Raw genomic sequence first — 23,957 nt, forward strand, 5'->3', positions numbered from 1 at the left:
AAAATATGAAAAACCAGGCTGTTTTGGAAGCTGCATGTCAACAAATTGAACGGGAAGCTAGGGCGGTTGCTGGAGTAGCGCAGTTGCTGAACAACTCTTTTATAGAGGTGGCAGACTTATGTTTGCGTATGACAGGAAAAGTTATAGTTACCGGAGCGGGAACTTCTGGACATGCCGGGCGCCGAATGGCTCATCTTTTATCCGTATCTGGTACGCCAGCGGTTTTCCTTCATCCGATGGACTGTCTCCACGGCACCATGGGAGCTATCACCAAAGACGATGTTGTTTTTGCGATTTCTAAAGGAGGCGGATCCGACGAGCTTAATCAGCTCTGCTCGATTTTGCGAGAAAAGGGAACGAAAATTGTAGCATTGACTGAGAACGAGTCTTCGGAACTTGCTGGACTGGCTGATGTAACTGTCCTCTTACACACGCCCGATCAAGCGGATCCGGGTAACGTTATCGCCATGGGATCAACGCTGGTTTCCGGGGTGTGGGGTGATGCGTTGGCTTATGTGCTTATGCGTTTACGTAAGAGATCGTGGAAAGAAACGCTTGAAATTCATCCGGCGGGCGCAGTTGGAAAAATGCAGACGGCACCTGAAGAGCTCAACAGATTGGAGCAATGAAAGTGTCCTTTGTCCTTGGGATTGACTGTTCAACCCAATCCGTAACCTTAGAAGTGCGGGATGTGGAGACGTTTCACGTAGTTGATTGCGTGTCAAATCCGCTACCGGCTACTCACCCACCAGTGTCGGAACAGAATCCGGAGACCTGGTGGGACTCTCTAGTAAAAGGGATGCACCTCCTCCATGCGCGTGGTCTTGAAGTGCGCAAGATTGGAGCTATCTCAGTTGCAGGTCAGTGTCATGGACTTGTGCCTCTAGATCGAGAATGCACAGTCATTCGACCGGCGAAACTGTGGAATGACACGACCTCTGCACTTGAAGCAGAGATGCTCATTGAAACGTATGGTAAAGAATTCTGGGTAGAAAAAGTCGGTTTCGTTCCGAATGCTGCACATACGGTTTCAAAGTTACTCTGGCTCGCGCGTCATGAAGTAGATACGTTGGAGCGGATTTCTAAAATCTTGCTTCCGCATGATTACCTTACCTATCGCTTAACTGGTCAATTTGTGACAGACCGGAGCGAGGCCTCTGGGACTGGTTATTTCGATGGTTTGAGAAACGTCTATCTCTTCGACTTGGTGTCTGACGTTATAAGTAACGCGTTTGGGAAGGAAGGGAAGGGGATTCCTTCCCGATCTTGGCATGATGTTTTCCCCGATGTTCTCGAACCGTCGGAGGCTGTAGGCTCAATATCTCCTGAAGCGGCCGTAGAACTAGGACTTGCCTCTGATGTCATTGTGGCGGTTGGGGGTGGCGACCAGCATCTTGGTGCGGTCGGCATAGGTCTCGACGATGGCGATATGTGTTTCTCAATTGGCACATCGGGAGTCACTTTCAGTTCATCTCCTACTCCTGTTCGCGATTATTCTGGAGATGTTGACGGAGTCTGTAATGCCACAGGAGGTTGGCTACCATTAACGTGCACGCTCAACTCGACGAAAGTGACGGATACGGTGGCGAAATGGCTAGGAGTATCCGTTCAGGAGCTAGGCAACCTGGCGGAATCGATGAGCGTTTCTTGTAATACGCCACTGCTGGTTCCATTTTTTGATGGTGAACGTTCTCCGTCGATACCGAACGCAACCGGATTGCTTGAGGGGCTAACAAACGGTACGACACGTGAGGATCTAGCCTTCACTGCCTTCGAGGGCGTTGTAATGGGTTTGTATGCCGGATCAAGAAAAATACGGGCTCTAGGTTCGGGTATCAACGGTGTAAATGTTGCTGTGGGTGGAGGTGCAAAATCGGATGTCTACTGTCAGTTATTGGCAGACTTTATGGGTGAGCCGGTCTCGCGTCTAGAATTGACAGAAGCAACTGCTAGGGGCGCGTGTGTCCAGGCGTTGGCGGTGATGACGGGTGATTCGATTGACGCCGTTCGGGCTCGGGTTCGACCTACTATTTCATCTACATTTACGCCGAAAGCTGAGCGCGGGCGAAGCGACAGATTCTCGCGTTATCTCGATATGGTAGCTAGTAGAAAAGCAAATTGTCGTTGAAGAAAAGGTAACGTCTCTGAATGAGCTGTCGAGCGTAGCTCACTATGACACGAGTGTTCTTTGCCGATACGTCAAAACGGTCCGGATAGCAATTACGAATGAGAGAGATAAGATGGCGATCTATTTTGACAGTGCCGATTGCGCGCAGATGCGTAAGTATGCATCAACAGGAGTTTTTTCTGGAGTGACATCGAACCCTACCATTTTGGCGCGGCAGGGGTTGTGCCAGCAGGATATCCCAGAGCTTTATCGCACTCTCCAAGAATTTGGTTTTGATCGATTATTCTTCCAAACCGCAGGGTGTACCGAGAGTGACATTGAGGAGTCTGCTCGTCAAATTCTAAGTCTAGGCGATGACGTTGTGGTTAAAATTCCGGCGACGCTGGAGGGGCTATCTGTTGCGGCTAAAGTGACCAACGAAGGACATGAAGTGCTGCTTACGGCGGTTTATGACTCTACACAGGCTGCCATTGCTGGAGAAATAGGGGTGTGGGGACTCGCTCCGTATTTTTGCAGAATGCGTGACATTGGCAAAGATCCGGAATTGGAGCTCAAACGTATGGCTCGGACTCTATCTGAGACAAAAACTCGTATCCTCGCGGCGTCGCTTCGGAAAGTTGAAGATGTATCAGCGGCGTTTGCAGCTGGTGCAGATGATGTTACGATCTCACTCTCAGTAGCCGAGATGCTGGTAAATAATCCACTCTCAATTGAAGCACTGACCACATTTGAGCGTGACGGTGGAAGAATTTAACTGCACATCGGGTCGGTTGTAGAAGCCGATCCTTCAATCCTGGCTTGGATGAGAGTACGCATTTGCCTGCTATCTCCTGGTTGTACAAGTTTATTTCCGACATCATGCCGGTTGAAGGCATTAACGATAGCCTGACATGGCTCGATGGCAATTGAAGTAAGAGGATTTCGCTTGAGGTTATGCCCGGTGAACACATGGAATGTGCGCAACGGAAGATCGGCTCCAAAATTCACGTACATGTGAATTGAGCGGTTCCCGGTGTTCAGATGGGCATAACCCGAAAAATCCCTCGAAGCTTTGCCGTCAAGCGATGTAATCGCACCTGTAGGGGGATTGCAGTGCTCAATATCTTGGAGGTTTTTCAGGTGGGTGTACCCCACGTCCGCATAGGTCGAGACTTTCCCAGGCGCGGGACTTTGTATCGGTTTAAATGCAGCGTTTCCTGGAAGTGGAATGAGGTCGTCGTCGGTTTTCACTACTGAAGATCCATATATGCGCAGGTCGGCTTGCCCTAGAGGGCCGTCAAGAAGAAAATATGGATGCCAACCGATAAAGATTGGGCAGGCGAGCAGAGATTGATTCTGCGCGCTTATTCGTGTGACGAGGTCTCCGTCGGGTGTTATCTCGAAACTTACAGAGATTAGTAGTTCAAAGGGGTATCCAGGCTCGGATTCCAGATGAAGCTCTAACCTAAGAGCTTCGGAGCTGTTCTCGACAACCTTGAAATCTTTGTCGTAAACAAGACCGTGAATGCCAGGTTCATACTTCGGGTTTTTTGCCGAGAAAATGTGATCGGCAGCGAACGGAGCGGGGCTCTGACCAATGCGTGGACGGTCACCTACACCATCGTCCTTGTAGATAGCGGAAGAGTATCTTCCGTCGCAAAGTCGATCTGACCAGGGCACCAACACTGCAGATCTGAAACCATCTTGTGTTTGCAACTCATCTTCGCTGAGATAACCGTCTATAAACTCGGTCCCATCTATTTGATAGCTGAGAAGGGTTGCACCGATTGTAGATACTTTTAACGTAACCTGTCCACGTGTGGAAGTGTGATTGTAAGAAAGAATCATGTCCCACGTTCTCCGTATTGATAAAGGATGAATTAGTACGGTCGCTATTGCGATTTACAGTTAGGCTGATTCAGGACGAAAAGTCGGGTAGCTTTTACGAATTGACTCGGAGACGGCTCGATAGCGTTCCCAGACGCTTTCATTCTCTCGAGGCTTGTATGTTTGGGTAATGTCTGGGGACCAGGAGTTAGTATTCTCAGGAATACCCGCAACCACGGCGGCTTGCCGCGCTGCACCCCTAGCGACGTATTCGGAAGTTCGCGGAACACTAATAGGAATTTCAAGAACATCCGCAAGAATCTGGTTGAGCGTTTCTGATTGTGCGCCTCCGCCGATAAGCATGGCACCATTGACTGATATTCCTCCGCCGCGAAGAGCTTCGAGCGCCCCGCGCATTAGGCAAGCAAGACCCTCGTAGGCCGCACGGGCGAGGTTTTCACGTGTGAAATTATGAGAGGTGAGCCCCGCGATATGCGCGGTTGCGTAAGGCAGATTGGGTGTTCTTTCTCCTTGGAAATAAGGAACCAGGGTAATGCCTTGGGCTCCCGGTTGTGTTCGTTCGGCAAGGGTGCCTAACTCTTCAAAGCTCACGTTTAGGATCTTGCGGAAGTAGTCCTGGATGAGGGCACCATTGAGGGTGCAGGCAAGCGGTAGCCATTTGTCTGTGGCATCTGAAAATCCGGTAACACCGAAACGAGGATCTTGAATAGGGGTGTCGGAAATCGTCGCGATAACGCCGGAGGTTCCGATGGAGATTGATGCCTGGTTAGTTTGAAGGTTAAGACCAAATGCCGATCCGGCGTTATCACCCATTCCGGGGCCAATTAGAATTTGTTGACTGGAAGGTTTGTCGGTTATCCATTCCTGTGCGACAGTTCCAACGCTTTGGTTATAGGGAACGATTCGGGGAAGAATTATATCCTTAGCTTTTTCGGTGGTGATGTGTAGAGCGTGCGCCAGGATATCATAGCGGTATTCGTCAGTTGAGCAGTCTACATACCCTGTCCCAGATGCATCGCTGCGGTCAGTTGTAAGTTCAGATAGCCTTGTTGACCCAGATAATTTCCATGTTAACCAGTCGTGAGGTAGACATATCGCCTTGATCCGAGCGGCATTGTGAGGCTCGCTATCGGCGAGAAAACGGAGTTTGGAGACTGTCAAGGAAGCGACGGGAACGGAACCGGTTGCTTTTGCCCAAAATTCGGGCCCTAACTCATCAACAAGCGCGGCAGCACCTGGCCCGGAACGCGTGTCATTCCAGAGAAGCGCGGGCCGAATAACATCGCCGTTCGCATCCAATGCGACCAGGCCATGCTGTTGGCCGGCGATGGAAATGGAAGATACGTCGCTTATTCCACCAGCTTTTTGGATAGCTGTTCTCAAAGCTGTAAGCCATTCGTTAGGATCTACTTCGGTTCCTGAAGGATGGGGACAAGTGCCCATCCGAATAACTGCGCCGTTATCTGTGTTGACAATGAGAACTTTTGTTGACTGAGTAGAAGAATCTACACCCGCTACAAGTGCCACTATGTCTCCTTTGACTATTCTGTGGGTGACGTTAGCTTTAACTAAGAAATAGTCTATCAGTGTTTGTTGCCGCCGGGAACTAATGTTTTGTCTTTTGCCCGACAGAGGCTCGAGTGGAATACAATAGAGGGGTCAATGTCGTTAGGGACAAGGAAGTCGACACGATGCCTGTTTTCTCATCGCAGTTAAATTCGTCTGAAACTCCAGCGTTTTCTGATGTAACCCACCAGGAGTACCTTTTATGTGAGCGCGAGAGGCTTTTGGATCATTTCCAGCCGCGGGTGTGGCAGTCATCGGATCTGGGGTTCGCTTATCTGGATCGAGATGGCAACCCTATGCCTGAACGGGGTGCTGAACTGTATCTCGGGGCGCGAATGATCCACTGTTTTGCGGTCGCCGCAATGCTCGGTCGGCAAGGCGCGGAAAAACTGGCTGAACAAGGCGTGCGTTTTTACTCAGATGGGCCGGGCAAAGATAGCGAATATGGTGGGTGGTATGCCACCGTGGGAGGTAATACCCCATCGGATCGGAAAGAGCTATACGGTCAAGCCCATATTATGCTTGCTGCCGCCTCGGCAACTCTTGCGGGCATCCCCGGTGCGGTAAAACTACTCGAAGAATCCATCGACTTAATCGATACGAAATACTGGCTTGATGACGAGGGACGCTGCGTCGAAGCCTATGATCGGACATTTACAGACCTTGACGCCTATCGGGGCCAAAATGCAAATATGCATCTGACTGAAGCTTTTCTAGCTGCATATGAGGCTACAAACGATAAGGAATTCCTCAAACGTGCTAGTCGTATTGCAGAGAATACGGTGGGGCAGGCCGTATCTAGCGAACAAGGAAGTTGGCGCATCCCGGAGCACTTCGATGAAGAATGGCATCCGTTGCGTGACTACAACCGTGACGATCCGCGACATGCGTTCCGTCCTTACGGATCGCAACCTGGACACTGGCTGGAGTGGGCGAAACTGCTTATGCAAATTCGTGGTGCAGGAATTGAGCAGGATTGGATGCTCCCAGCGGCGAAAAACCTTGTGAAGGGAGCATTCGAAGACGGGTGGACCCGAGAGGGGGGATTTGTTTACACCGTTGATTGGGATGGATCGCCTGTGGTTACGGAAAAATTCTGGTGGCCACCCGCCGAAGGAGCTGGCGCTACTCGCTTCCTGTACGAGGAGAACCCGGATGCTGGACTATCTAAGCTGTACGAACGTATTTGGCGTTGGATTGATTCGGCAATTGTAGACAGGTCCGGTGGCGGGTGGTTCCATGAAGTTGACAGGAGCAATACCCCTGTAACCTACACGTGGCCAGGGCAACCAGACCTCTATCATGCTTATCAAGCAACCCTTTACCCTTTCATGTCGTCGAAACAAGGAATTGCCTCATGGGCTTGCAGTTGCCGTGACAATAATAAAAGGTGATTGTTGTATTGCTGTGAAACGCGAAAGGAGACCGAGCCGTACGAAGAATGGTTCGGATGCGGTAGAAGCTCGGCTACTCGCTAGGAATGGGGTGATCGTAAAAAACCGCCAGGCGGTTTATGCTGTCTAGTAGTTTGTCAAAACGACACGGGAGGGTAGCTGATGGGGAAAAGTGGTAAAACGCCCACCTCGCTCCGTATGGATAACACTAAACTTGTCCTAAAGACGATCCTCTCCAGTAAAGTCCCCCCATCCCGTGCCGATGTTTCAGCTTCCACCGGTCTAACTCGCGCCACGGTCTCGCGCTTGGTGGATTCACTTCTTGACTACGGCATTATTAGCGAACTGCCACCGGTGAAATCCGCAATCGGGCGTCCCGCATCCCCTCTTGTTCCCCGTACCGCGCGGCATGCTGTCGTTGGTTGTGAAGTCAATGTGGCTTATTTGTCTGTCGCTGTGATGGACCTTTCCGGAAAACTCCTCTACTCGCAAATCAAAAAAATGAGTACACGTCACTTAGGTCCAAGTGGCGCATTGAAAGAGCTCGAGAAGATTTACGGGCAATGGAAGCGACCCAAAGCTGTCAAAGTTCTCGGCGCCGGGCTTTGTGTTCCGGGCTTGATTGCCGATGATGGTGCAACGGTATTGACTGCCCCAAACCTAGGCTGGACGGGCGTTCAGATGAAAGAATTATCCTTTGCCCAGCCAAGATGTTTTGAGGGATTCCGCCTTTTTAACGAGGCTGATGCTGCGGGATACTCTGTTCTCCACACAGCTCCCGGAAAAGTGTCAAACTATAGGGATTTCCTTTATGTTTCCGGTGAGGTTGGTGTTGGTGCTGCGGTGTATGAAAAAGGCCGGCGTCTGGGTGGCTCTCATGGTTGGGCTGGAGAGTTTGGACATGTTTGTGTCGACCGATCAGGACCGAAATGCAACTGCGGTTCTAATGGTTGTTTAGAACAGTATGTTGGCGAATCGGGATTAGTGCGAAATGCAGGTCTTCCTGAAGGTACCGAACTGTCGAAGCTAATTGAGCTTTTCCGAGAGGGGAGTGAAACTGCTCGGGATGCGATGGACGCCGGAGCTCTCGCCCTAGGGCTAGCGCTCGCGAATACGCTAAATCTTCTTGATCTGGACACGGTTTTCTTTGGCGGTACTTTCGTAGATTTATATCCATGTTTCGAGACGATTCTTAAAGCTGAATTGAAGTACCGTGTGCTTTCGTCGCATTGGAAAGATATTGAACTCATCGTGAATCGAAAGGGTGAGATATCGGCGGCAATAGGCGCTTGTCTATGGATTTTTAATGATTTGATAGAGGACCTGAGTGGTTTCCCTGGCGTCTAACCACATAAGCCTTATGTGAATCGCCTCACAATAAGCTTGGCTTAGGCTTTGTTTTGAGCCGAATCAAAATGCCTTGATTTTCGCCCCCTTGACGCACCGTTTTCGCCCCCTTAGTTTAGAGGTAGAACAAAGGAGTTCGGCTACGCAAGGAGGAATAATGAGAAAGCCTACAAAAGAAGATAAGTTCTCCTTCGGTCTGTGGACCGTGGGGTGGACCGGAACCGATCCCTTCGGCGGGGATTCCCGCCCGGCCCTCGATCCGTGGGTCTATACGGAAAAGCTTGCCGAGCTGGGCGCCTGGGGCATCACCTTCCATGACAATGACGTTTTCGCTTTTGACGCCAGCGACGCTGAGCGTGCCGAGCGGGTGGGCAAGGTCAAGGAAGCTGCCGATGCCAATGGCCTGACCATTGAAATGGTCACCACGAACACCTTCTCCCATCCCATCTTCAAGGACGGCGGCTTCACCAATAACGATCGTTCGATCCGGCGCTTCGGGCTCCAGAAGATCCTGCGCAACGTGGATCTGGCCGCGGAAGTTGGCGCCACCACTTTCGTAATGTGGGGCGGGCGTGAAGGGACCGAATACGATTCCTCCAAGGATCTCAATGCCGCTTTCGAACGCTACAAGGAAGGCCTGGATACGGTAGCTGGCTACATTAAGGAGAAGGGCTACGATCTCAAGATCGGCCTGGAACCCAAGCCGAACGAACCGCGCGGTGATATTTTCCTGCCCACCATCGGCCATGCCCTCGGCATTATTGCGGAGCTGGATAATGGCGATATCGTCGGCCTCAACCCGGAAACCGGGCATGAGCAGATGGCCGGCCTCAATTACACCCACGGGCTGGCGCAGGCGCTCAACGCCGGCAAGCTTTTCCATATCGACCTCAACGGCCAGGCCGGACCCCGCTATGACCAGGACAAATGCTTCGGTCATGGCGATCTAGCCTCCGCCTTCTTCACGGTGGATCTGCTGGTCAACGGCTTCTCCAATGGCGGCCCGCGCTACGAAGGCCCCATCCACTTCGATTACAAGCCCTCGCGCACCGAAGGTCTGGAAGGCGTGTGGGAATCCGCGGCCGCGAATATGGAAATGTACCTCATGCTCGCGGAGAAGGCGAAGGCCTTCCGCGCCGACCCGCGCACCCAGGAAATCATGGAAGCTGCCTCGGTTCCCGAACTGGCCGAACCGACCGTGGCGGAAGGCGAGAGCCTGGATGATGTGCGGGCGGAGAAGTTCGACGTCGCAGCCCTGGCCGCGCGCGAATACCACTACGTTGAGCTCTACCAGCAGGCCATGCGCCACCTTATTGGCTAATCGCCGGTGTCCGCAGTCGAAGAAAGGAGGTTCCTGTTTTGAAGTACTGCGGAACCGGCCTTGTACGGAAACCCTCGCGAGGACGCGAGAGCGACACGGGCCCTTGTTGGCCACTAATTAGAAGACATAAATGGATAACAAGAAATACCTAATCGTCCAATTCACAAAGGAGTGAGAATCGTGAAGGCTAAGCAATTTAGCGATTATGTATCCGACGTAAAGAATGGTGGGTCCGCAAACGCGGTCGCGCATGATATTTACGATGCACTAACGGAAGATGAACGTATTGCCTTACTGCAGGGCAGTGTGCCGTTCTGGCGGGGTATCGATGCGATGATGGGGCCCGATGTTGGCTACAACGCGCAACCATTTGTTATGGGTGCCGTAGAGAGGATCGGATTCCCGGGTATCCGGTTCATCGATGGTCCGCGTGGATGCGCTGTTGGAACTGCCACGGCCTTCCCAGTTTCGATGGCTCGCGGAGCTACTTGGGATACTAACTTGGAAGAACGAGTTGGTGAAGCCATCGGAGAAGAGGTTCGAGCCAATAGTGGAAACTTCTTTGGTGGAGTGTGTGTCAATCTTCCACGGAACCCGGCCTGGGGGCGCGCCCAAGAAACCTATTCGGAAGAACCGGTGATCCTCGGCAATATGGGCTCAGCGTTTGCCAAGGGTATCCAGAAGAATGCGATGGCTTGTGTTAAGCACTATGCGTTGAATTCCATGGAAAATGCGCGCTTCTCTGTAGACGTAACGTGTTCTGATAAGGATCTACATAAGCATTATCTGCCGCACTTCCGAAAGATTATCAAATCCGGGGTTGCGTCAGTTATGTCCTGCTACAACTCTGTAAACGGCGAATGGGGTGGTCAGAATCGGAAGATGCTTACCGAAATCCTCCGTGATATCTGGGGCTTTGAAGGTTTTGTTATCACCGATTTTGTATGGGGCATGCGCGATCCGGCGAAGGCTTTGGAGGCAGGACTTGATATTGAAGCTCCCTTTGCGCAACAGCGTAAAGACGGGATGCTTGAGCGGATTGCAAATGGCGAAACAAGCTGGGAAGCGGTAAAGCGTGCTGGAATTCGGATTATTCGTACTGTTCTGAAGCACTACGCAAAGCTAGGTGAGGTGCCTTCAAAGGAGGTTATTGCGTCCCCCGAACACGCAAAACTGGCTTTTGATGCGGCCGTACAGTCGATGACTTTGTTGAAAAATGATTCGATTGATGGTGTGCGGTTGCTGCCGGTATCGCGGGACTTCTCGGGCACTATCTTGGTTGTTGGAAGGCTTGCAGATCTTGCCAACACTGGTGATAACGGCTCCTCGAAGGTGGATGCTCCGTACGTGGTCACACCCTATGAGGGTATTAAAAGGAGTTTCCCCGCTGCAAATGTTGTATTGGCTGACGTGGACTCTGACGAGTTCGACTCTCAGGTTAGGGCCGCTGATTTAGTAATCGCGGTTGTTGGGTATACAGCGCTAGAAGAGGGCGAGTTTGTTGATGGTACCGTGATGCAGCGTGATGACCTTCTTAAGCTGTATCCCAAACCTGTGACGGAAGAAGAGAAGCGTATTGCGGAAGCTTTCGCCAAGAGTGGTGCTGAAGGCCAATCTGTTGTTGGCGGCGCGACTGCTGGTGGTGATCGCGTTAGCCTTGCGCTTCCGGAGGGAGATACCGACCTTATTCGCAGGGTCGTGGATCTGAACGAAAAGGTTGTAGTCTCCGTGGTGACGGCGGGCGCCGTTATTATGACCGATTGGATTGATTCAGTTCCGGCTGTCATGCTCGCGTGGTATTCGGGACAAGAAGGCGGTAACGCGCTGGGTGCTGTACTCTCTGGTGAGCGCGCTCCGGGTGGACGTCTTCCCTATGTAATGCCGAAGAAGCAGGAGCATACTGCGCCTCTTGATATTAACGCCACAGCGATTACTTATGACGATAAGTTCGGGTCGAGGCTCCTAGATGAGATAGGTGAGGAACCGCTCTTCCCACTCGGATGGGGCCTAACGTACACCACTTTCTCGTTGAGCGATTTCGAGCTTGTTAGCGCAAGCGAAACTACGGGTAAGGTTCGTGTAACTATCGGTAACGATGGGTACCGACTAGCTCATGGAGTAGTCCAGATTTACGGTTCTGTTTCCGGTGGTGTGCGCGAGTTGCTGGGATTCACTTCAGTATTGCTGGCGCCCGGTGAATCGGTGACAACGACGATAGATATCGATCTGTGGCCACTGTGTGAGTGGAACGAACAGTCAGCGGAGTTCGACCCACTCCCAACCGGGGTAGTACTTGAGGCTGCGCAATATCGCGGTGCCCCAGACGCTTTGGCTCTCTCCGTCGAGATTCCCGAAAGGAACTGAAATGGAGCGGAAAGAGAATCGTGCGGATCCTGTCGCAGTATCAGAGCACGCAAAAGATCCCTTTAGCGGGCAAACCAAGCCGCCTTACCGAGTAGGTGTTGGCGTCACAATTGGTGCGCTCCTCTGGATCGTGCCGTACTTGGGGATCAATGCTCTTTTACTTCCTGCCAAGGTTGTCGAGATTGCACCTGATCAAAAGGAAGTGGTTGTTGCGACCCTCGCAACATTTGCGATGGTGACGGCAACTCTCGCCAATATCATTATCGGGGCTTTTTCTGACTTGACTAGATCAAGGTTCGGTAAACGAACGCCTTGGTTGTGGGTGGGGTCAATCGGTACTGCCGCGGCGACAATGCTCGTGTATTACTCGCCGTCAGTACCACTTCTGATTCTCAATTGGTGTGTCTATCAGGTCTTCTTGAATTCGCTTGTCGCGCCGCTGCTAGCAACAATTGCTGATCGGGTTGCTCCTAAATTCCGCGGAACAATTTCAGCAATGTATGCCATAGGTTTTACGGTGGGCATGGCTTCGGGTCAGCTCATTGGAGCGCAGTTCCTTAAGGATCTGCGAATGGGATACATCGTCATGGCCGTTCTAGTGTTCTGTGCGGCACCGATCTCAGCAACGATTATTCGGGAGCCGTCTAGCGCAAGTATGCCGAAGAAGAACTTCAATAAGGAGACTTTCCTTACGAATTTCATGTTTCCGACCAAACATTGTCGGGATTTCTACCTGGCACTGTTTGGGCGCCTGTTTATCTTGGCAGCTGGATTCGCGATTACGGGTTATCAGCTGTATATCTTCACCGATTACATTGGTGCGGACGACAGTACAACACAATCGACTATCACGATCATGTCTCTATGTCTGATGGTGGTGGGTGTAATCGTTGCGGCCATTATTGGTCCGCTCTCCGACAAGCTTGCTGTCCGGAAGATGCCCGTAATTGTGTCGGCATTCCTAATTGCTATCGGTTTAGTTTTCCCATGGATTTTCCCATATCCGTGGGCAATGATTGCCTACGCAATTGTCGGAGCTGGTATCGGTAACGGCGCGTTCAATGCCGTTGATCAGGCGCTGAATTTGGAAGTCCTTCCGAACCCAGAGACTGCCGCGAAGGATCTAGGAATTCTGAATCTCGCGCAAAGCGGATCGCAGATTATCGGCCCACTGATTGCCTCTGCTGTCATCGGTATCGCTGGCTACCATGCGATTTTCCCGGCGAGTATTGTTCTCGCGCTGGTGGGATGCGTAGCTATTGCCATGATCAAGTCCACCAAGTAAGGAGGCTCGTTGAGGTAAGCCCACTACGTGATGCCATCGGACTGCTCACGCTGAGCGTAAAACAGCGTGCCAAGGCTAATGGGCTTGGCTATGCAGGCTGGGGTTACCAATCTCCGGAATTGCACTCCTCCGGGGTCGTGCGGGGCGGGTAGGTCACTACTCGCCCCACACGGGCGTCGTCGTACTACTTTTCCGTCTTTCCCGCGCATCAAACTTAAGGAAGAAAAATGCCCGAAACACCCCGCAACCCGCGCCATATTGCCCGCCCGCAGGTCTCCGAGCTGCCCGAACGTTCCCGCTGCCCGCTTCCGGGCGAAGAAACAGACGTGCAATGGCGGCGCATGGTGGAAGGTCGGCTCTACCGCTGGGGGCCGACGCAAGCCCGGGTGCGCGAACGCGCCATCGCGTTGCTGGAAGAATTCAATGCCGAGGCTGCCTGGGGCAGTGCCCGAGCAACCGAAATCCTGGGCGAGCTCCTCGGCGGCTTCGGGGCCGGAGCGCAGATCGTGCGCCCCTTCACGTGCGATTACGGAGTGAATATCAGCCTGGGGGAGGGGTCTTTCATTAATACCGGCGCGGTGATTTTGGACCTGTGCCCGGTGCGCATCGGCGCCGGGGTGCTCATCGCCCCGCACGTGACCATCTCCTGCGCCTCGCATCCCATCGACCCAGCTCTGCGCGCCACCCGCCTCGAATACGGCCGCCCCATCACCATCGAAAATAACGTCTGGATCGGCATGGGCGCCTCCATCGCCGGCGGCGTGACCATCGGCGAAAATTCCGTGGTGGGCGCCGGTGCCGTGGTGCTGCGCGACGTCCCGCCGGGGAGCGTCGTCGGCGGGGTTCCGGCCCGCGTGCTCCGTTCTATTAATTCCGACGACGCCGCCTTCGCGGCAGTCCTCCTCGCCGACTATCAATCGGAAGTAGGTGAGGAGCCGCTTTCGGGGTAGGCGGGGATGCGCGGGCGGCGCATAATCGCTACCCTGGAAAGGCGCCGAAGGAAGGAAGTTTTGTGCCGCATCGTCACCGTCGACCCAGCACCGCCACCACGCCATTCACGGATTCGCACACTGCCCGCCGCGCGCACCCGGCCGCGTTTGGCCTGCTCACCGTGCTGGCCCTTGTGCTAGCTCTCAGCCTCAGTTCTTGTAGCGGCGAGCCGAGCGTCGAGGAGCGCGGGCCTATTGCTGTGCATCGCGCCCCGACTGCGGACCTGGTACTTCCCGCCACGGACGCGGAAGGTGCCATCGCCGCTTCCGCCGCGCTTTTTGCCAGTGCTCAGCTTGCGGTGCTGAGCGGCCCGGGCTCCGTGGAACAGGCCGGCGAGCTAGCCGAATCGCTGGGCGTACCGGTTTTCCCGGTGGGAAACGCGGAGACTCAGCCCGAAGCCTCGACTGCTGGGAGCACCCTCGCCGCGGAATTTGAGCGGCTCGGCGTGCAGCATACCCTCCTGGTGGGTACCCCGAAGCCGGCCTGGTTGAATGGCGAAGCCGAAGAGTACCAGCCCGCGGAGAGTCGGGAATCCGCGCCGCCCGCTGAATCTGCCCAGCCCGATGGCACCGCGCAGCCTTCCGGTTCCGCACATCCCGCACCGTCCGATTTCCACTACCTGCCGGCCACCACCGCGTCATTCCCTGTCGTGACCGACGGCGCTAATCCTGCGACCCTGGCCACGGTGCGCGCGGCAGGGGGCGCCGTCGTCGAATCAAGTCCTGATCCGCGCGCAAGCAGTGCAACTATCCAGGCGCTCGCGGGAGGTGAGGCGGCGGTGGCCAGCTTCGGCGTCGACCTTCCGAATCTTTCCTGGCAGTTGGCCGCGGCGCGCACCGGAACGGAACTGCCCGGCGGCGGGCAGCTGGTGCTGGACGGTAAGCGCTACGTGGCGCTCTACGGTTCGCCGGTCACGGCCGCGCTCGGGGTGCTCGGCGAGCAGGGCGTGGAGGAAACCGCGGCGCGGGCCGATATGCATGCCCAGCCTTATCGCGCGCTCACGGAGGATACGGTGATCCCCGCGATGGAGCTCATCGTGACGGTGGCGGCCGGGCAGGCCGGTGACGATGGCAATTTCTCACACGAATGGGATCCGGATATTTTCATCCCCTATATTGAGGCGGCGGCGCGCCACGGGCAGTATGTGGTTCTCGATTTCCAGCCCGGGCGTTCCAGCTTCCCCGAGCAGGTCAAACGCTATGAGAAGCTGTTGCGCTACCCGAATGTGGGCATCGCGCTGGATCCGGAATGGCGCCTGGGCCCGGATGATTTTCCGCTGGAGCGCATCGGCCACGTGGAGATCGCCGAGGTCAATGAGACGGTGAGGTGGCTCGCCGATTTTGTGCGGGAGAATCAGCTGCCGCAGAAAGTCGTGATCCTGCACCAGTTCCAGGTGCAGATGCTGCGCGACGTCGATCAGCTCGACCAGTCCCGCGCCGAAGTCGCGCTGGTGATCCACGCCGACGGCCAGGGCAGCCAGGCCGCCAAGCAGGACACCTGGCGCACCTTGCACAGCCACGCGCCCGCGGGTGTGGCATGGGGCTGGAAGAACTTCTACGATGAGGACAAACCTATGCTCACGCCGGAGGAAACCTACACCCAGGTGGAGCCGACCCCGGCTTTTGTGAGCTACCAGTAGGCGCGGGCGGATTCGCGCGGGGCACGGACCCAGAAACGAAAGGTGTGACATGCGGAGCACGAAACTAATGGCTTGGGCCGCGGGAGCGGTGGCCGCGCTCTGCGGCGTGGCGGGTCTGGGTGGATGCAGTGGTGGTACGACGCCGCAGCCACCGGCCACGCACCTCCCCGGCGCGCCCGGGGATACCGCTCAGTTCCCGTCTGAGGCTATCGCGCACGGCACCGGAGAAGTGAAGGTGCGCGGCGGGGTTATTATTTCGGGTGGCGTGGCCACCATGTGCGATGTGTTCCTGGAGAGCTCCCCGCCCCAATGCGGGGGGGCGCGGGTGACTATCGCCGGCCTGGAAAGCTATTCGCCCCAGGAGCTGGGCTTGGAAACTGTGGACCCGGCGGTGGTGACCCGGCCGGGTGAAACTCCCAAGCCGGCCAGCCCCGATCCGGCCTGGGGTGAGCTGGCCCTGACGATTGATATCACGGAGGTGGCCGCGGATGGTCAGTCAGCCACCGCGCAGCTGGTGGAAATTTACGGGAAGGACGGGAAGGAAACGATTAGTCACCGGTAGCTGCGCCGGGTGCGCCGCGGACTGCGGGTGCGTTCGGGCAGGTCGGTTGCCCGGTGCAAGGGCCGCGGGCGGCGCAGCCCCTCCCGGAGCGCGCGCGAGTAGCGTACCGTGGAGATATGGCTATTCATCTGGACCTGGAAGCTGAGCTTCCCGCAGACCTTCTCACCGTTGACGCGCTGGCCCTCGATTTGGACGGCACCCTGGCGCGCAATGACAAACACGTTTCCGATGCCACGATCGCCGCGCTGGCCCGGCTGCATGCCACCGGTGTCGCTATTATCGTGGCGACCGGCCGGGTATACCCGGCTACCGTGGGAATTTACGAGCGTGCCAATATTGACGGACCGCTTATCGCGGCCAGCGGCGCGATGGCGGTAGCCTCTGTGCGAGATTATGCGCATGGTGTGGCGGGTGCGGCGTCGTACGAACCCATGGACGACGCACTCTACGCACGCATCCTCGACTTTTGCCGCAAGCACAACCTCCAGCTGGTTATTTTCGGGCGCGACCATCTTTTCGCCAAGGAAGACGGCGAAGCGGTGCGGGTGCTTGCCGAGCGCAACGAAGGCGAGCAGCCCATCGTGGCGGACCTGGAGGAACTGCCGCGCGAGGACCGCCTCAAGGCGGCGCTTTTCGCCAGTGATGCCGAATACGAGCGTATCCGCGCCGATCTTGCGGCGGAATTCCCCAATGCGGCGCGTTCCTATGATGGCACCATCGAGGTGACCAGCCCGGCTACCGATAAATGGGTGGCGCTGCGCACTATCCTCGAAGGGCTCGGCGTTCCGGTTGCTCGCACCGCCGGCATCGGCGATTCCGCCAATGACCTGCCCTGGCTGCGCGAAGTGGGCGTGGCGATTTGCCCGTCCAATTCTGTGGCGGCGGTCAAGGATATTTCGGCTTATGAGATCGGTTCCAATGACGAGGATGCCGTGGCCGCGCTGTGCAACCGGATCGCGGAAGCTAGGGAGGCGCACTCATAGGCATGCGGGTCGCGTTGATAAAGCGCACGAGGCGTGCTGAGTAGCGAGCTTACCGGGCGCCCGAAGGCGCTAATAAAACGCTAATAAAAGTGCGGGCGGCTTGATGAGTGCGATCAAGCCGCCCGCGGCGTGTCAGCTCGGTGCTGACGGGTCATGGAGATGTAGCTCCGATTGAGGAACTAGACAAGATTTATTACGTTTATTGGGCCCAGGGCACCCCCGCCTCCTTGAGTGCCGCACGTCCGGCCTGCAGGGTTTCAACGATACGGTCGACGTCGTAGACGCAACCGCGCCAAATCCCACCCGAGGCATCCTGGAGTGCTGCCCAGAGTCGGGTGTCATCAGGGAGATCCTCGTCCGGAGCCAGGTCCGGGTTCGAGGGCCGCTCGGCAAGAATCGTGGCACCCTCCGCCCAGCTAACCTCCGCCCCGGGCCGCCCAATGAAGTTGAGCGAACCTTCCAGGTTGACGGTATCCACCACAATCTCGATGAGATCGCCTTCCTGGAGCTTGCCGATGGGGCCACCGGCCAAGGCCTCCGGGCCCACGTGCCCGAAGCAGGCACCGGTGGATACCCCGGAGAAACGCGCGTCCGTAATGAGGGAAACATGCTTGCCGTAAGGGAGCTTCTTCAGTGCGGAGGTGAGCTGGTAGGTTTCCTCCATCCCCGTACCCGAGGGGCCGATGCCCGCAATGACCATGACATCGCCGGCCTGGATCTTGCCGTCCTTGAGTGCGGCCATAGCGTCCTTTTCGTGCACGAAAATGCGAGCCGGTCCGGTCTGGCGGAATACTCCATCCTCGCCCACCACGCTCGGATCAATGGCTGTGGATTTTACAACCGACCCTTCCGGCGCAATATTGCCCTTCGGGAAAGTGACAGTGGAGGTTAGGCCGTTACGGTGGGCCTTCTCCGGATCCATAATCACGTCGTCCTTGGGGATCTTATTGACGCGCAGCAGGCGCTCCTGCACGCGGGCGCGCCGGTCGGAATTCTCCCACCACTCGAGGTTCTCCCCTACGGTTTTCCCTGTTACGGTCAGAGCATCCAGATGGAGCAATCCCAGATCACGCAGGTGCAGCATCGTTTCCGGAACTCCGCCGGCCAGGTAAGCCACCCCGGTGGGGAAATGTACCGGGCCAATAGGCATCACGGATACCAGGCGCGGAACCTTCTTATTAATGCGCTCCCAATCATCAACCGTGGGTACCTTGCAGCCGGCCTCGTAAGCGATAGCCGTGAGGTGGAGCAGCAGATTGGTAGACCCGCCGAAAGCGGCGTGTAGCACCATGGCATTTTCAATGGACTTATCAGTGATGACATCCCGGGTGGTAATGCCATCACGCTTCAAACCGAGTAGCGCCCGGGCCGAAGCAGTACCCAGGTTCTTCCAAATATCTTCACCCGAAGGGCAGAGCGCAGAATGCGGGAGGGCGAGCCCGAGGGCTTCACCCACCACCTGTGACGTGGCTGCGGTACCGAGGAACTGGCAACCGCCACCGCCCGAAGCGCAAGCCCGGCAGCCTTCGATCATGGCTTCTTCCAGGGTCATCTCCCCGGCGGCAAAGCGAATACCCACGGTCTGAACTGTCCCCAGATCCTCGTGGTCATAAGCCTTGAGGGTGGCACCTCCCGGAACCAGGATGGTCGGGGTGTCATGCTGGGAAACGAGGGCCATCATGAGAGCCGGCAGGCCCTTGTCGCATGAGGCCACGCCCAGCACCGCGGTGCGGGTGGGGAGCGATCTGATCTGGCGGCGGAAGACCATTGCGGCGTCGTTCCGATACGGAAGTGAGTCAAACATTCCGGTGGTGCCCTGGGAACGCCCATCACACGGATCGGACACAAAAGTAGCGTACGGAATATGATCAAGGCGCTTGAACTCCTTGGCCGCTTCGTCCAGCAGCATGCCGAGCTCGAAATGCCCGGTGTGCAGGCCGAGAGCCGTGGGATTGCCGTCCGCATCGCGCAGGCCGCCGAGGGTGGAAATCATCATGATGTCGTCATTGGCGAGATCATCGGCTTCCCAGCCCATGCCGCGGCCCTGCGTCATCGAGAAAATATATCCCGAGGGCGCATTGCGTAAGAAATCTTCGGTGAGCGGGAGCTTGCCGCTGGGGCCCTCCGCGTGCGTGCGAGTTTCGTAAAATTCTGGTGGCTGTTCCTCGTAAATATCTTCGAGGCGCATAGTTGTCTCCTCTGCTGTGTTTCTAGCGGTCGGTGGGCGGGAGGTCAGCTGCGGCGATCAGGTCATCGGCGCGGGCAAGCAGCTCCGTGACTGCTTCCTTTTCCGCCGCGGTCAATCCGGTCGGGGTGGCACGGCACGCGGTGGAAAGGGCGACGCCGCGCTGGTGGATCGCTTCCTTGATGACGGGCACGAAAACCGGGGCGATAGTGTAAATATTCGCCAGGTGGTTCATGAGCTCCTGCATGCGCTCCAGTGTGGCCGCATTCCCTTCGCGCGCCGCGCGTACCCAGGCAGCTGTCACCTCCGGGTACACATTCGCCAGGCCGGAAATAGCTCCGTTTCCACCGCTGAGCAGCGTGTAGTAGAAGTTCTCATCGAAACCGGCCAGGAAGCGGAAATCGGGATGCCGCGGGCGTACCGCCTGGATCAGCGCGCGGGTATGGGACAGCTCCGTGACAGTGTCCTTAATCCCGATGATATTCGGGAACTCATCCACCAGGCGCCGCAGCAGTTCCGGGCCAATATCGTTCCCGGTTCGAGCCGGGAAATTGTAGAGCAGAATCTTCCCGTCAATTGCCTGCGCGCAAGCCGCGTAATAATCAAAGAGCGCTTCCTCACCCAGGGTGAAGTAGTACGGGGTAATAAGGGCGACGACGTCCGCTCCCGCTTCCAGCGCCGCGTTGGAAAGCTTGATGGTTTCCGGAAGGGAGTTCATCCCGGTGCCGGCCAGCAACTCCACCCGGCCATTAATGTGCTGCGCGGCAAGCTTGATCAGCTCAAGTTTCTGCTCATAAGCGAGGGCGAAGAACTCTCCGATGGAGCCGGCCACAAGAATGCCATCAACGCCGCCCGTGATGAGTCGGTCCCACAGCTGCCGGTTGGTTGCGGCGTCGATATCGAGGTTGTTATCGAAAGCCGTGACCGTGGGGCAAATGAATTGCGGGTTTTCCATGGTGGGGGAGCTCCTTTCCTAGACAAAGAGGTGAATGATCTCAACCATGACAATTCCGACGATGGAAATAATCGTGGTGAGGGCGGACCAGGTCTTGAAGGTTTGGCCGACCGTCATACCGAAGTATTCCTTGACCAGCCAGAAGCCCGCGTCATTCACATGGGACATGAAGAGGGAACCGGCGCCGATGGCAAGGACCATGAGGGCCAGGGAAATGGGTTCCATGCCTTCGGCCAGGTGTGCCACCAGGCCGGCCGCGGTAATCGTGGCAACGGTGGCGGAGCCGGTAGCCAGGCGGATGAAGACCGCCACGAGCCAGGCAGCCAGGAGCGGGGAAAGCGGCAGGCCGGAGAGCCAGTTGCCGATCACATCCGCGATACCCGAATCGACGAGGGTCTGCTTGAAACCGCCACCGGCACCCACGATGAGGAGAATGCCGGCGATGGGCGGGAGCGAGGAGCCGATAATATCGGAGACTCCTTGCAGGCCGCGCCCGCCGCGCATCCCCAGCGCGAAAGCACCGTAAATCACGGAGGAGAGCAGTGCGACAACCGGTTCTCCCAGGAAGAGCAGCGCCGTGGTGAGAACGGGAACGTTCAGTGATGTCATTTCGACGACGGAGCGCAGCATCATGAGGATAACCGGCAGCAGCACGATCATGATGGACGCGAAGAAGCCGGGGCGGTGTTCGGCCGGGACCGGTTCATCGGTGGAAATGAGTTCCTTGGGCTGCAGATCGGGGATAGCGCGGGCCATCATGGGCGCCACGAGCGGTCCGCCGATAATAACCGCCGGGATGGCGATAATGAGGCCGATGCCCAGGGTGAGGCCGAGGTTCGCGCCCAGTGCGTCAATGGCGATAAGCGGGCCGGGGTGCGGGGGAACGAAGCCGTGCAGGCAGACCAGGCCGGCCAGGGCGGGCACGCCAATGAGCAACACGTTAACATGGGACTTGCGGGCGACCATGAGGACGACCGGAATAAGCAGAACCACGCCGACCTCGAAGAAGAGCGGGATTCCGATAATGAACGCAATCAGTGCCATAGCCCAGGGGAGCTTCGAGGTGCTGGTGCGCCCGATGATGGAATCGACGATGGTATCCGCGCCTCCGGATTTGATGAGGAGTGCGCCAATCATGGAGCCGAGCACGATGAGAACACCAACGGAGCCGACGGTGCTGCCCAAGCCCTTGGTGAAGGAATCGAAAACGTCGAGGAGGGGAACGCCGGCCACAAGAGCCATGACCACCGATCCGAACATGAGGGAAAGGAAGGGGTGGATCTTGCAAACGGTGATAAGAACAACGATGGTGGCAATGCCCAGGAGGGCCGCGGCCACAAGAATGCCAGGGTGAGCGGAGGCGGTTTCCGCCTCCATGGGGAAGACCGCTGGTAATGTTCCTAGCGGCATAGCAAGAAGGGATGCCATGATGACCTCTCAAATCTACACAAGCGACGATGCCGGATTGCGTGGTGTTCCAAGCCGAAATGCCGTCGCTTTCCGCGGCGTGCCCCGCACTGGGCGGTTCCGATAAATGGAACGCAATTCGATAAGTGGAACAGTTATGAGTTTAGCCGATAGGGGCGATATGGGTGAGCAAAGCAAGAAATTGGTGGGTTCTGACCGAGTTCTCGCCATTTTGGTGGCTTTGGGGGAGCGGGTGCGCGGGGCTTCGCTCGAGGAGCTCGCGCGGGCGGTAGACTCCCCAAAACCCACTGTTCATCGGGGTTTGGCAGCTTTGCGGCGGGCGGGATTGGCCGATCAGCGCCCCGATGGGACGTACGTCCTTGGAGATAATTATGTGCGCCTAGCGTTACGTAATCTCGAAGCGTGGAGTAATGATGAGCGGGTTGGCCCCGTTTTGGAGCGACTGGTGGAACGCTTCGGGGAGACTGCCCACTATGCCACTCTGGAAGCGGACCGCGTTATCTACCGGGCGAAAAAGGATCCCATCCTCGGGCCCGTGAAACTGACATCGCGCATCGGTGGAGAAAATCCCATCCATTCCACGGCGGTGGGGAAGCTTCTTTTTGCCTACCGGGTACGAAGTCTGGAGGATGTGCGTGAGTTGGAGAAGCGTGTGGGATTCCCGGCCCGCACCGAATACACGGTGACCGACCCGGAAGAACTGTATCGGGAACTCCTCCAAATTAGGGAGCAGGGCTACGCGGTGGATCGTCAGGAAAACGAGACCGGTATTAACTGCCTGGCTGTTCCGTACTTTTTCTCCTCAACCGCGGTTCCGGACGGGGCAATCTCGGTCAGCGCGCTGACCTATCGGACTCCGCTCGCGGATCTGGAAGCACATGTGGAGGAAATCCGCGCGATTGTGGGGTTGTCATAAAAGCGGTCTTGGACATAGGTCCAGACCGGCCTAGATTCTAGTTTGAAGTGCAATAGCGGGAGTATGCTGGGTTAGCGGCGTGATCTTCCTGATGTCTTCTTTTCGAACTATTGGAAAAATTCCAATAGTTGCCCTTCGGTGTCCATAGCCTTTGTTGTGACTACTTGCTGGAAGAGCAAGGTCCCGCTGTTTCCTATGCTTCCTGCGGGCAACTTACTCTTCGATTCGAGCAAGTATGGCGGTGATTAAGGGGAGTGTGTCGTTTGCTAGGGTTTTCCAGAGCATCTGTTCATCAATATCAAGGTATCCGTGCGCAAGTCGGTTACGCATCCCACGTACCTGTCCTAAAGGCAAATCAGACCATGAAATTGTCAGTTCTTTGGGAAGGTCCTCAATCATAGCGTGAAGTCGAATTACAACTTGACAGGATGCAAGGTACAGCAGTTCTGACTCAGCTGAACGTGCAAGGAAAGTATCTCTTCCGTGGCTAACGATGTATGCGACTGTATCTGCCAATTCGTTGAGAGCTTCGGCCACGATGCGCGGATCAGTAGGGGGAGCCATGCTTGATCTCTATAGCCTGGGAGCGTGCATGATCTGCAGCGTAGCCCCTCGAACGAATCGACATGACATCGACTGGAGTTTCGAGTAGCTCGCTCAGCTTCATTTCTATTGTTACAAGGTCAAAGTAGCTAGCATCGGGCAAAAATTCGACCAGGAGGTCATAGTCCGATTCGGTGGTTGCCTCACCGCGAGCAACTGAACCGAAAACCCAGAACCGCCCGGTGCCTTTATGAAGTTTAATGACATCGCGAATTTCCTCCTCAGCGGACTGAAGCCGCTGGAGTGATGGAACTTGCGTTGAACTAGGCAAAGCGGTGATAGCCATATATTCATTGTACTTCTGTATCTGTAGACGTACAGTCCATTCGCCGTTCACTGATAAGTGTTCTGGGCGGAGAGATAGGTTCTATGAATCTGAGTCATAGTCTGAACTGCGTTGAGAAGAGCTGCGCGTTCCAATCGAACTATCCGGATATTCCGGATAGTTGCCGGGCGTCTTGGCT

At 56.0% G+C, this 23,957-nt stretch carries 21 protein-coding genes; 13 read left to right on the forward strand and 8 right to left on the reverse strand.

Annotated elements, in window-relative coordinates; all coding sequences use genetic code 11:
- Positions 1-5 precede the first annotated feature (5 nt).
- The 3 genes from HMPREF9237_RS03135 to HMPREF9237_RS03140 all read left to right on the forward strand — a co-directional run bounded on the left by HMPREF9237_RS03135 (position 6) and on the right by HMPREF9237_RS03140 (position 2,882).
- Complete coding sequence (locus tag HMPREF9237_RS03135) at positions 6-629, forward strand: KpsF/GutQ family sugar-phosphate isomerase (RefSeq protein WP_016442280.1); 624 nt, start codon at positions 6-8, stop codon at positions 627-629.
- Positions 626-2,128, forward strand: coding sequence for a xylulokinase (gene xylB, locus HMPREF9237_RS09220; RefSeq protein ID WP_016442281.1), 1,503 nt, complete (start codon positions 626-628; stop codon positions 2,126-2,128). The genes HMPREF9237_RS03135 and xylB (HMPREF9237_RS09220) overlap by 4 nt, the downstream gene beginning before the upstream one ends.
- A gap of 112 nt (positions 2,129-2,240) precedes the next feature.
- Positions 2,241-2,882 (forward strand): transaldolase family protein, encoded by a 642-nt coding sequence (locus HMPREF9237_RS03140; protein WP_016442282.1) that lies wholly within the window; start codon positions 2,241-2,243, stop codon positions 2,880-2,882.
- Here the strand turns inward: HMPREF9237_RS03140 and HMPREF9237_RS09225 are convergent.
- Both HMPREF9237_RS09225 and xylB (HMPREF9237_RS03145) read right to left on the reverse strand, forming a co-directional pair.
- Positions 2,879-3,955 (reverse strand): aldose 1-epimerase, encoded by a 1,077-nt coding sequence (locus HMPREF9237_RS09225; RefSeq protein WP_016442283.1) that lies wholly within the window; start codon positions 3,953-3,955, stop codon positions 2,879-2,881. The two genes, HMPREF9237_RS03140 and HMPREF9237_RS09225, sit on opposite strands and share 4 nt — an antisense overlap.
- 60 nt (positions 3,956-4,015) lie before the next feature.
- Positions 4,016-5,482, reverse strand: a complete 1,467-nt coding sequence (xylB, locus tag HMPREF9237_RS03145; RefSeq protein ID WP_016442284.1) for a xylulokinase — start codon at positions 5,480-5,482, stop codon at positions 4,016-4,018.
- 164 nt (positions 5,483-5,646) lie between these two features.
- On the opposite strand from xylB (HMPREF9237_RS03145), the gene HMPREF9237_RS03150 reads away from it, so the two are divergent.
- From HMPREF9237_RS03150 to HMPREF9237_RS03190, 8 genes are all read left to right on the forward strand, one after another.
- Positions 5,647-6,915: an AGE family epimerase/isomerase gene (locus HMPREF9237_RS03150; RefSeq protein WP_016442285.1), complete on the forward strand. Its 1,269-nt coding sequence runs from the start codon at positions 5,647-5,649 to the stop codon at positions 6,913-6,915.
- Between the two features lie 162 nt (positions 6,916-7,077).
- On the forward strand, positions 7,078-8,262 hold the full coding sequence (locus tag HMPREF9237_RS09230; RefSeq protein WP_016442286.1) for an ROK family protein: 1,185 nt from the start codon (positions 7,078-7,080) through the stop codon (positions 8,260-8,262).
- A gap of 157 nt (positions 8,263-8,419) precedes the next feature.
- On the forward strand, positions 8,420-9,583 hold the full coding sequence (xylA, locus tag HMPREF9237_RS03165; RefSeq protein ID WP_016442287.1) for a xylose isomerase: 1,164 nt from the start codon (positions 8,420-8,422) through the stop codon (positions 9,581-9,583).
- Between the two features lie 180 nt (positions 9,584-9,763).
- Positions 9,764-11,947 (forward strand): glycoside hydrolase family 3 protein, encoded by a 2,184-nt coding sequence (locus HMPREF9237_RS03170; RefSeq protein WP_016442288.1) that lies wholly within the window; start codon positions 9,764-9,766, stop codon positions 11,945-11,947.
- 1 nt (position 11,948) lies between these two features.
- Positions 11,949-13,232: an MFS transporter gene (locus HMPREF9237_RS03175; RefSeq protein WP_016442289.1), complete on the forward strand. Its 1,284-nt coding sequence runs from the start codon at positions 11,949-11,951 to the stop codon at positions 13,230-13,232.
- Positions 13,233-13,459: 227 nt separating this feature from the next.
- Positions 13,460-14,182, forward strand: a complete 723-nt coding sequence (locus HMPREF9237_RS03180) for a sugar O-acetyltransferase (RefSeq protein ID WP_016442290.1) — start codon at positions 13,460-13,462, stop codon at positions 14,180-14,182.
- Between the two features lie 62 nt (positions 14,183-14,244).
- Positions 14,245-15,861 carry a hypothetical protein gene (locus tag HMPREF9237_RS03185; RefSeq protein WP_016442291.1) on the forward strand — a complete coding sequence of 539 codons (1,617 nt, stop codon included), beginning with the start codon at positions 14,245-14,247 and terminating at the stop codon, positions 15,859-15,861.
- Between the two features lie 49 nt (positions 15,862-15,910).
- Positions 15,911-16,423: a hypothetical protein gene (locus HMPREF9237_RS03190; protein WP_155875813.1), complete on the forward strand. Its 513-nt coding sequence runs from the start codon at positions 15,911-15,913 to the stop codon at positions 16,421-16,423.
- Here the strand turns inward: HMPREF9237_RS03190 and HMPREF9237_RS09605 are convergent.
- A complete protein-coding gene (locus HMPREF9237_RS09605; RefSeq protein ID WP_196800229.1) occupies positions 16,414-16,551 on the reverse strand; it encodes a hypothetical protein in 138 nt (45 codons plus the stop codon). The two genes, HMPREF9237_RS03190 and HMPREF9237_RS09605, sit on opposite strands and share 10 nt — an antisense overlap.
- Between HMPREF9237_RS09605 and HMPREF9237_RS03195 the strand changes: the two genes are divergently transcribed.
- Positions 16,540-17,406, forward strand: a complete 867-nt coding sequence (locus HMPREF9237_RS03195) for a Cof-type HAD-IIB family hydrolase (RefSeq protein ID WP_016442293.1) — start codon at positions 16,540-16,542, stop codon at positions 17,404-17,406. The genes HMPREF9237_RS09605 and HMPREF9237_RS03195 overlap by 12 nt on opposite strands.
- A gap of 199 nt (positions 17,407-17,605) precedes the next feature.
- Here the strand turns inward: HMPREF9237_RS03195 and HMPREF9237_RS03200 are convergent, their stop codons facing one another.
- The 3 genes from HMPREF9237_RS03200 to HMPREF9237_RS03210 are packed head-to-tail and all read right to left on the reverse strand — an operon-like array spanning position 17,606 to position 21,974.
- Positions 17,606-19,594, reverse strand: a complete 1,989-nt coding sequence (locus tag HMPREF9237_RS03200; RefSeq protein WP_016442294.1) for a YjhG/YagF family D-xylonate dehydratase — start codon at positions 19,592-19,594, stop codon at positions 17,606-17,608.
- 22 nt (positions 19,595-19,616) lie between these two features.
- Positions 19,617-20,546, reverse strand: a complete 930-nt coding sequence (locus HMPREF9237_RS03205; RefSeq protein ID WP_016442295.1) for a dihydrodipicolinate synthase family protein — start codon at positions 20,544-20,546, stop codon at positions 19,617-19,619.
- An 18-nt stretch (positions 20,547-20,564) separates the two neighbouring features.
- Positions 20,565-21,974 carry a GntP family permease gene (locus tag HMPREF9237_RS03210; RefSeq protein ID WP_016442296.1) on the reverse strand — a complete coding sequence of 470 codons (1,410 nt, stop codon included), beginning with the start codon at positions 21,972-21,974 and terminating at the stop codon, positions 20,565-20,567.
- 136 nt (positions 21,975-22,110) lie between these two features.
- On the opposite strand from HMPREF9237_RS03210, the gene HMPREF9237_RS03215 reads away from it, so the two are divergent.
- On the forward strand, positions 22,111-22,890 hold the full coding sequence (locus HMPREF9237_RS03215) for an IclR family transcriptional regulator (protein ID WP_016442297.1): 780 nt from the start codon (positions 22,111-22,113) through the stop codon (positions 22,888-22,890).
- A gap of 213 nt (positions 22,891-23,103) precedes the next feature.
- Here HMPREF9237_RS03215 and HMPREF9237_RS09235 read toward each other — a convergent pair whose 3' ends face one another.
- Both HMPREF9237_RS09235 and HMPREF9237_RS03220 read right to left on the reverse strand, forming a co-directional pair.
- Complete coding sequence (locus HMPREF9237_RS09235) at positions 23,104-23,454, reverse strand: DUF86 domain-containing protein (RefSeq protein ID WP_016442298.1); 351 nt, start codon at positions 23,452-23,454, stop codon at positions 23,104-23,106.
- Positions 23,438-23,779, reverse strand: coding sequence for a nucleotidyltransferase family protein (locus HMPREF9237_RS03220; RefSeq protein ID WP_016442299.1), 342 nt, complete (start codon positions 23,777-23,779; stop codon positions 23,438-23,440). The genes HMPREF9237_RS09235 and HMPREF9237_RS03220 overlap by 17 nt, the downstream gene beginning before the upstream one ends.
- Positions 23,780-23,957: the final 178 nt, after the last annotated feature.

This window comes from Actinotignum schaalii FB123-CNA-2 (assembly GCF_000411135.1).
GTDB lineage: Bacteria > Actinomycetota > Actinomycetes > Actinomycetales > Actinomycetaceae > Actinotignum > Actinotignum schaalii_A.